The organism is Microbispora sp. KK1-11 (assembly GCF_006874435.1).
GTDB lineage: Bacteria > Actinomycetota > Actinomycetes > Streptosporangiales > Streptosporangiaceae > Microbispora > Microbispora catharanthi.
This window is the reverse complement of the sequence record NZ_VIRJ01000068.1, coordinates 1-7,591: the sequence shown is the minus strand read 5'-3', so window position 1 is coordinate 7,591 and position 7,591 is coordinate 1. Positions and strand designations below refer to the sequence as shown.

At 67.4% G+C, this 7,591-nt stretch carries 10 protein-coding genes; 4 read left to right on the top strand and 6 right to left on the bottom strand.

Annotated elements, in window-relative coordinates; all coding sequences use genetic code 11:
* The coding region (locus tag FLW16_RS42525) for a saccharopine dehydrogenase family protein (protein WP_185949855.1) at positions 1 to 468 on the bottom strand (468 nt) is incomplete at its 3' end.
* 20 nt (positions 469 to 488) lie between these two features.
* Here FLW16_RS42525 and FLW16_RS46420 point away from each other — a divergent pair.
* The gene (locus FLW16_RS46420) at positions 489 to 779 is read left to right on the top strand and encodes an NlpC/P60 family protein (RefSeq protein ID WP_221891596.1); all 291 of its coding nucleotides are present in this window, start codon (positions 489 to 491) and stop codon (positions 777 to 779) included.
* A gap of 191 nt (positions 780 to 970) precedes the next feature.
* Here FLW16_RS46420 and FLW16_RS42515 read toward each other — a convergent pair whose 3' ends face one another.
* The 3 genes from FLW16_RS42515 to FLW16_RS42505 form a co-directional block, all read right to left on the bottom strand.
* Entirely contained in the window at positions 971 to 1,450 is a 480-nt protein-coding gene (locus FLW16_RS42515; RefSeq protein ID WP_221891595.1) for a DUF427 domain-containing protein, read from the bottom strand.
* 162 nt (positions 1,451 to 1,612) lie between these two features.
* On the bottom strand, positions 1,613 to 2,560 hold the full coding sequence (locus FLW16_RS42510; RefSeq protein WP_142566662.1) for a LysR family transcriptional regulator: 948 nt from the start codon (positions 2,558 to 2,560) through the stop codon (positions 1,613 to 1,615).
* Between the two features lie 239 nt (positions 2,561 to 2,799).
* Positions 2,800 to 4,275 carry an MFS transporter gene (locus FLW16_RS42505; RefSeq protein ID WP_142566661.1) on the bottom strand — a complete coding sequence of 492 codons (1,476 nt, stop codon included), beginning with the start codon at positions 4,273 to 4,275 and terminating at the stop codon, positions 2,800 to 2,802.
* Positions 4,276 to 4,627: 352 nt separating this feature from the next.
* Between FLW16_RS42505 and FLW16_RS42500 the strand changes: the two genes are divergently transcribed.
* Positions 4,628 to 4,858, top strand: coding sequence for a hypothetical protein (locus tag FLW16_RS42500; RefSeq protein ID WP_142566660.1), 231 nt, complete (start codon positions 4,628 to 4,630; stop codon positions 4,856 to 4,858).
* 187 nt (positions 4,859 to 5,045) lie between these two features.
* Positions 5,046 to 5,270 (top strand): nitroreductase family protein, encoded by a 225-nt coding sequence (locus tag FLW16_RS42495; protein WP_221891594.1) that lies wholly within the window; start codon positions 5,046 to 5,048, stop codon positions 5,268 to 5,270.
* A gap of 371 nt (positions 5,271 to 5,641) precedes the next feature.
* Here the strand turns inward: FLW16_RS42495 and FLW16_RS42490 are convergent, their stop codons facing one another.
* Positions 5,642 to 6,115: a hypothetical protein gene (locus FLW16_RS42490; protein ID WP_142566659.1), complete on the bottom strand. Its 474-nt coding sequence runs from the start codon at positions 6,113 to 6,115 to the stop codon at positions 5,642 to 5,644.
* A gap of 235 nt (positions 6,116 to 6,350) precedes the next feature.
* A complete protein-coding gene (locus tag FLW16_RS42485; protein WP_142566658.1) occupies positions 6,351 to 6,704 on the bottom strand; it encodes a hypothetical protein in 354 nt (117 codons plus the stop codon).
* 214 nt (positions 6,705 to 6,918) lie between these two features.
* Here FLW16_RS42485 and FLW16_RS44305 point away from each other — a divergent pair, with 214 nt between their 5' ends.
* Positions 6,919 to 7,293, top strand: coding sequence for an IclR family transcriptional regulator C-terminal domain-containing protein (locus FLW16_RS44305; protein ID WP_185949854.1), 375 nt, complete (start codon positions 6,919 to 6,921; stop codon positions 7,291 to 7,293).
* The last annotated feature ends 298 nt before the right edge of the window (positions 7,294 to 7,591 follow it).

Below are 7,591 nucleotides of genomic sequence, written 5' to 3'. Positions count from 1 at the left end.
CTCCGGCTCGCTGAAGGGCGGCGTGGTGAACCAGCCCCGGCCTGCCTCGTAGACCACCGGCGGGTTGAGGCACTCCTCGATGGTGGTCCAGATGCTGAAGGACGGCGCGAAGTCGTACCCGTCGACGATGAGATTGGCGCCGTCGCGGATGCCGATCTCCTCGATGTGATCGAAGAGTTCATCGGCGGCGTAACGGGCGAAGACGTCCGACAGCCCCGGCTCCACCCCGATGCCGACCAGCGCGAGCCTGCCCGCCTTCTCCCACTCGCCGGCCATCTCGAACTGGGCGTCTCCGAGCTTGACTCCGCACGCCTCATGCGGGCGCTCGGGGTGCGGCCGGGACAGCGACATCGCCATGTCCAGGTAGTGGACGCGGACCTTCAGCGCCGCCTGGAACGGCGGCATCACGAATCGCGGGTCGGTGGCGTTGAGCAGGACATCACAGCGGTGCTCATCCAGCAGTGCCACGACACGGCATGTGAGTAGTCGTGGAGGATGCCGCCGAGCCGGTCTCGCCGGCCTATGTTCAGGTCGGTGATTCGTCCGGGGTTGTGATCGGGTCCGGGACGGGCCGCGGGGCCGGGACCAAGGGCTTCGACTGCAGTGGCCTCACCGAGTACGTGTGGAGCAAGGCAGGAGTCAGCATCGGCTCTTCCACCGGCCCCCAGTGGCACTCGGGCAAGCACGTCGACCGCTCGCAACTTCAACCGGGCGACCTGGTCTTCTTCGCCTACAATCCTCGCGACCCAGCACAATTCACCACGTGGGCCTCTACATAGGCGAGGGGAAGCTGAGCTGAGTGTCCTGGCTCCGTCGCGGTCTTGCGCCGAGGCGGCTGCCGCGGTTCCAGAACCTGCCTCGGCGCGATCAAACAGGTCCCGAACCGCTGTGTTACGACAACACGCGGGCCCGTGAGATCCTCAACACGCGTTACGAAATCTGCCCTGCGGAAGCTGTGAACTGGGACTGCTTACGCGACCTGCCCATTCACTTCCAGGGTGACACCCGGCTTCTCGGCCCAGAAGGCGAGCCGTCCCCTGATCTGCTCGACCTGCGCGAATGGTTCCGGGTAGGACCAGACGACGTCTTCAACCGGAGCCTCGCCGGTGTCAACCGACCAGTACACCGCATCTCCCTTGTACGGGCAGTGCGACGTCGTCGTCGTCGAACGCAGCAGATCCATCTTCACATCCTCCTGCGGCAGGTAGTACCGCGGTGGGCAGTTCGTCTCGGTGAGTACAAGCGCCCGGGAGGAGGTCGCGACGACCGTGTCATTAACTCGCACCACGACGTGGTCCGGCGCGTATGTGAGCTCGATGCGATGTTCCTGTGTATTCATGTGAATCCCGTCAAACATCTCCGGCGGTGGCCGATGTTCACCGGCCGCGCGTCCACTGATCGCGTATTCCACCGTAACACAAATGCGTCGCCACGCGGCAAAGAATGCCATGCGTATTAGCTGAGTAATTCCAAGCCGAACGGAGAGCTGATTCAGATTCGCATGCACCGGGGAGCCGGCTGAGTGGCCAGCCCGATGAAGTGTCCGATACGGCGCAAGGTCAGTTATGTGATCGTCACGCTCACCCAGGGTCCGCCTCAGGTACGGCAGATTTCACGACGTCGCGTCGGCTCCCCGGAACATGTCGTCTTCGCGTGGCAGCAGCCAGTCGTACTGTTTGGCGGCCAGGCGGGCGCACTCGACGAAGGCTCTGACCTGAGGCGTGTTCTCGACGGCAGGTGCGATCATCATGGCCCAGCTGAACACCGGCACAGGCTGGACGAGCGGGCGGAACACCAGGTCGGCAGGCGGTTCGTTCCAGCGCGTCGTCGGTGTGACGCAGAGCCTCTCGCGCAGCACGTCCGCCGCGCCATGCGAGCCGTAAGTGACGCCCGGCCACCTGCGCACTCGGATGCCCGCCTGCCGGCAGAACTGCGCGACGAACTCGACCCACTCGACGGCCGCCTCTTCGGTCGGCAGCAACAGCTCGAAGTCGGCCAGCCGCGCCACCGGCACGACCTCCAGATCCGCGAGCGGATGGTCGGCGGCCATGCCCAGCACGATCGTCTCCCGCCGGATCACCTCGGCTGGAATCTCGATCGGACAGTGAGTGGCCAGCCCGAGCAGCACGTCAAGGCGGCCCTCCTGCAGGGCGACCAGGCCGCGGGTGACACCCTCCTCGATTTGCAACACCGGAATCTGCGGGTGCAGTCGCCGGAAGTGGCGCAGCAGAACTGCCCCGGTCTGCAGACCACTGGAGGAGATGTCGACCCGCAGCGAGCGCTGATACCCGCCGTTGCCGACCCGCTGGGCGGTCTTGAGTGCGTCCTCGGCCGCGGCGATCGACTGCCGCGCGGGGCCGAGCATCGCCTCACCCGCGGAGGTCAGCCGCACGCTGCGGGTGGTGCGCTCGAATAGCTGGACGCCGAGCTGGTGTTCGAGCTGCTGGATGATGCGGCTCAGCGCCTGCTGCGAGACATAAAGCCGCCGGGCGGCCCTGGAGAAGCTCAGGTCCTCCGCAACGGCGACGAAATACCGGAGATGCTTGAGTTCCGGTCCCATGTCAACTGGCAACTTTACCCACAAGGGATGATCGGTGCCACCGACCTTCCCGACGGCCACTGCCGCAGTCGCGTCGGCCCGGGAGTCGGCGCAGGTCACGGGGAGCCGCCGGGTGGACCTGGCCTTCGTCGCGCGGTCGGGGGCGGGCTTGTTCCACGTAGGTGATCAGGGGCAGGGTGCTCACAGTGTCACGCGGACATGCTCGGCGCGTCCGCGCGACATCAGCATGGCTCAAATGCCTAATTTTGCTTCTGTTCTTCGGCGACCGCCTCGGGGGTGTCCATCCGGCCGAGGAGGGTGGCGATCGCGCCGAGCAGTGTGATGACGGTGCCGAGGATTGCGCCGACGTGCAGGGCGGGGATGTAGTCGTTCGGGTCGGTTTTGCCGTCAAGCGAGGCGCTCACGCCTGTGGCCACCAGGGCGAGGCCGAGCCCACCGCCGACCTGGAGGGCGGTCTGCTGGATGCCGGCCGCCAGACCCTGCTGTGAGATACCGACCCCGGTCACGCCGCCGATGGCGTAGGTCGGGTAGGCGTTGCCCACGCCGAGACCCAGGCAGATGATCGATGAGGGCAGCAGCACGGTTACGTAGCCGGTGTCGGCGTCGACAAGGGCCAGCATGAGGAATCCGACCGCGACCAGGAGCAGGCCGGCGAGGCTGCCGGTGATACGCATGCCATAGCGGCGGATGAGGGCTGGCGCGATATAGCGGGATACCAGGGCGGACACCACCGCCGCCGGCAGCAGCGCCAGACCGGTCTTCAGCGGCGAGTAGTGCAAAACCTCCTGTGTGTAGAGGGTGACCACGTAGGAGTAGCCGAACGGGGCGGCCAGCACGGCCAGCGACGAGATGTCGGCGTTGCGGAGGGTCGGCATCCGGAAGATGCCCAGGGGCAGGAGAGGATCGGGGTGCTTGGCCTCGTTGACGACGAACGCGATCAGCAGGACCACGGCGGTGACCGCGGAGGCGATGACCAAAGGCACCGGGACAGTGTGGTCGGCGATCTGCGTGACGGTGAACGCGATGAGCAGTAGACCGGCGGTGCCGAGCACGCCGCCGAGCAGGTCGTAGCTGCGCGAGCGGTCATGGGGCTCGGCGCTGTGGGGGATGACGCGGACCGCGATGATCAGTGTGGCGGCCACGATCGGGACCTTCACGAAGAAGATCCAGCGCCAGTTGAGCAGGTCGGTGAGGACGCCGCCGAGGATCAGTCCGGCGGAGAATCCGGAGGCGGCGGCCGCGGAGAAGACGCCGAAGGCGCGGTTGCGCTCGTGGCCCTCGGCGAACGTGCCGGCGATGATCGCGACGCTGGAGGGCACGGTGAGAGCGGCGCCGATGCCCTGGACGGCGCGGGCGAGGATGACCACAACCGCGTTCGGCGAGAGCCCGGCGAGCAGTGACATGACGCCGAAGATGGTCAGGCCGAAGAGGAAGACGCGGCGGGCGCTCAGGAGGTCGGCGGCGCGGCCACCGAAGAGAAGGAAACCGGCGTAGGTGAGGACGTAGGCGTTGACGGTCCACTGCACGCCGGCCGTGGACAAGTCGAGGCTTCTGCGGATGTCGGGGAGCGCGACCTGAGTGATGGACAGATCCAGGGCGTCGAGCAGGATCGCCGTGGACACCACGAGCAGGACCAACGAGGGGTGTCGGCCGGCTCGCTTCTCGGAAGGAACGCCCCTGACACCGCCGCCGGCCGAGGCCGTGCCCTGGCTCATGACAGCTCCTTGTTCACGATATTCCTCGGTTCCAATTGTCGTCGATTTCAAATCTCGGTTGCTGGAATTGTGTAGGCGAATGTGAATGTCGGGTGCGGTGCCGTGCAGTCGAGGTGAATTCGGGGCTCCTACGCTAGCGGCATGCTCGACCGAGTGCAGCAATCACATGACACGGTTTCGGAGTGAATGAACAGAGGATCATTGTTATTCGCGGGCACGGCGGCGGTAGCGTGGCCGGCCGTCGGGAGCATGAAGCGCGGGCATGCCGAACGGGCGTGACCGTGCGGAATTCTGTAGCCGAGTCGCACGCTCCCAGAGCTGTTGGCAAGCAGGCAATGAACGTGCGGCGCGATTGCTGTCGCTGGTGCAAGACACCGACGAACCGCCCTCGGACTCGGCGGAACAGCCGCAGGGCGTCGTGCTGCGCGTACGTCCGATCTTTCTGTATCTGTTCCGGCGGCCGATTTTCCAGGCCATCGCTACCCAGATGGACAAGACGGTCATTGGCGGTCGCCGGCACAAGGTCACCGTCGCCGGGATGCCGGCCGGTCCGTTTGCCAGGCCGTGCTGGGTGGCACCGTAACGTGAACGATTCAGCGACGCGAGGCTGCTGATGCTCTCCATCCGGCCAGGTCATATGACCTACCGGACGTAGCGGCGGGGCACTCAGTCATGACGCGACCTGACGGTGGTCATGGCGGCGAGGTGCGCAGACCGTTATCGCCCCTTCCCAAACACGCTCTTAGCCGCGACTGACCGCCGACGTCGGCATGTACGCGCAGACCCTGCTGCTTGCCATGGCCGCTCATGGGGTAGCCAGCTGTCCCCAAGCGCTGCTGAGCTTCTACGCCGACACGGTCCGCGAGACGCTCGGCGTCACCGGCGGGAAACTGTTGTTCGGCATCTCGTTCGGCTATGCGGACCCCGCGGCCGCGATCAACGCGGTCACCGTCGGCCGCGAGCCTCTAGGGGAGACAACGCGCTTCCATCCCTGACCGGACGCCCTCCAGCACCTCCTTGCGATCCTCACAGCGGTTCGCCACGCCGATCCCTCACGAGCGCGGGTAGCGAATCGCGGCATACACGCGAAATGATCAAGGGGTGGCCGACAGCTCGCGACCCCACACGCCGAGGTGAGAGGCATCGACGCCCCGAGGCAAGCACCGCCCTCCAAAGCGGGTGCCGCAGGTTCCAATCCTGCCGGGAGCACCTAGTTGACCTTACGATCTGCTGCCTGACCTGGGAGTTCTCGGCCGTAGGCGCAAGCCCTGCAGGCATCCGAGGGCAGCCACGAGCAGCCATGAGCCAAAGATCGCGAACCATACGCAAACCGATCTTGACTACGTTTGACCAAGTCGGCGCAGGTTCAGTGCAGGGTCTCCGCTATCCACCGGACGATGCCGGTGAACTCGGTGATCGCGCTCGCGAGGTCATTTTCGGCGGTGGGGCGATCGCTCTGGGGATCATAGCCTTCGAGTCCGGCCTCTTCCTCGACCAGGCGCGCGAGCCGGTACGCCTTCGCCAGTACGGCGCCGGCCTCCTCCGCGGCGTAGTGGTATGGGATGGAGATGTCGGCGGAGTCCCCGTCGTAGTTGAGCTGGAAGGCGTGCGACCCCTGCGTCCGGAGCGTCAGGCCGGACGGGAACTCCTCTATGTCGACAGGCCCGATTTCCTCCGTCGCCCGTCGCACGATGCGATCCCATGCGGCACGATGCTCGGCGGTCAGCCGTGCGACAAGAGGCTCGTCGCGGTCCGGGTCGTAATGCGCGTTGATCGCCTCCAAGGTCTCCAGCAGAGTGCGACCGGGGAGGCGGCGGACGAGGTGAACGTCATAGGTCACGGTCGCAGCGTAACGACCAGCCGGCCGGGGCACGCGGGATCCGCCGGCCGTCGGGACGTTCCGAGCTCCGCTGTCGGCGGCTTGCCCCGACGGCCGTGTCTTCCCCGGCGGCCTTCTCCAGGGCGGCGACAGCGTCCTCGGCGGAGTGCATCCCGGCGGCGTCGTGATGCCGGCCCTGACGAACGCCGATGGGCCACGGTCCGGCCGACCGGCCTGAAGGGTGGGGCCGGCCGGCTCAGGCGCGTCCGTCGGGGACCAGCCGGCTCCGAGGCGTGACGGCGAGGACGGCCAGCACCGCGGCGAAGGCGAGCAGCGCGAACGGCACGCCGGTAGTGAACACGGCGGTCATGGCGTTCGCGACGGCCTCGTGGGAGGACGCCGCGAGCGCCGGATCGCGCATTCGCCGGGCCACGGCGGCCAGGCTCGTCACCGTGTCGCCGCCGAGTCGCGCCGTGAAGACGGCGCCGGACAGGGCGACGCCGAACGCGCCGCCCATCGACCGCAGGAAGACGACCGTGCCGGAGGCCACGCCCAGAGAGTCGGCCGGTGCGGCCGTCTGCGCGATGACGATCAGCAGTTGAAGCACCATACCGATGCCCGCCCCAGGACGGCGAGCAGCAGGTCGACAACCCAGACCGGGAGCCGGCGCCGGTCTGGCCGAGAGCTGCGAGCGCGGCGGCGGTGATCAGCGTGCCGGCCGGCGGCATCGGCCGGAGGCTTCCGCTGCGCGCAGCCCACCAGCCGGCGAGCGCCGACGCCACTACCAGCGCCGCCATCAGGGAAGCATCTGCAGGCCCGCGCTCGTGGGGGTCGACCCGGGCGAAGAAGCCGTGCTACGCCTGTACGAGGGCTACAGCTCGCCCACTCACACGGGGGCGGGCCCGCGGTCGATCGCCGAACTCCTGGAGGTGCTTCGCGACGTCCGTGTCGCGGGCGTGGCGATGGACGACGAGAACACCACTTCTGGGATCCGCTGCGTCGCCGCGCCGGTGCTCGACCACGACGGCCGTCCGGTGGCGGGCATCGGGGTCACGTTCGTCAGCGCCGCCAAGAAGAATGCCGCCCAGGTGAACCGCACCAAGAAGTCGGTGCTCGGCATCGGGCGGGAGCTGTCGCAATCCTTCGGGTACCGCGGTGACGCACTGGGAGTGGACAACGGGATCAGCCGCATGGCCTGAAGCCACGGCCCGCATCGCCGAACCCGTTTCGCTCTGCACGTGACACGGCGGGCTCGGTCGTGCACCGAGCCCGCCGTTCCATATCCACCCGGTCCTGATCGCGGGCCGTGACGGCGCTCACCCGTTCGGCAGGCGCCTTCGCCGCGAACGTCCCGGGCAGAACGTCACACCGTCAGCGCTGCAGGGTCAGCAGGCCCGGCCGGTAGGGCAGGAGGCCGTAGTCGCCGCCGGAGCTGGGGCTGCGGCCCTGGTAGAGCAGCTGCAGGTTGCAGGGGTCGACGGTCTTGGTCTGGTCGGG

What these genes read in the sequence shown, in the direction of transcription:
- FLW16_RS42515 (WP_221891595.1), bottom strand. Translation starts at nt 1,450, where the DNA reads ATGGCATTCTTTGCCGCGTGGCGACGCATTTGTGTTACGGTGGAATAC.
- FLW16_RS42510 (WP_142566662.1), bottom strand. Translation starts at nt 2,560, where the DNA reads ATGGGACCGGAACTCAAGCATCTCCGGTATTTCGTCGCCGTTGCGGAG.
- FLW16_RS42505 (WP_142566661.1), bottom strand. Translation starts at nt 4,275, where the DNA reads ATGAGCCAGGGCACGGCCTCGGCCGGCGGCGGTGTCAGGGGCGTTCCT.
- FLW16_RS42495 (WP_221891594.1), top strand. Translation starts at nt 5,046, where the DNA reads ATGTACGCGCAGACCCTGCTGCTTGCCATGGCCGCTCATGGGGTAGCC.
- FLW16_RS42485 (WP_142566658.1), bottom strand. Translation starts at nt 6,704, where the DNA reads ATGGTGCTTCAACTGCTGATCGTCATCGCGCAGACGGCCGCACCGGCC.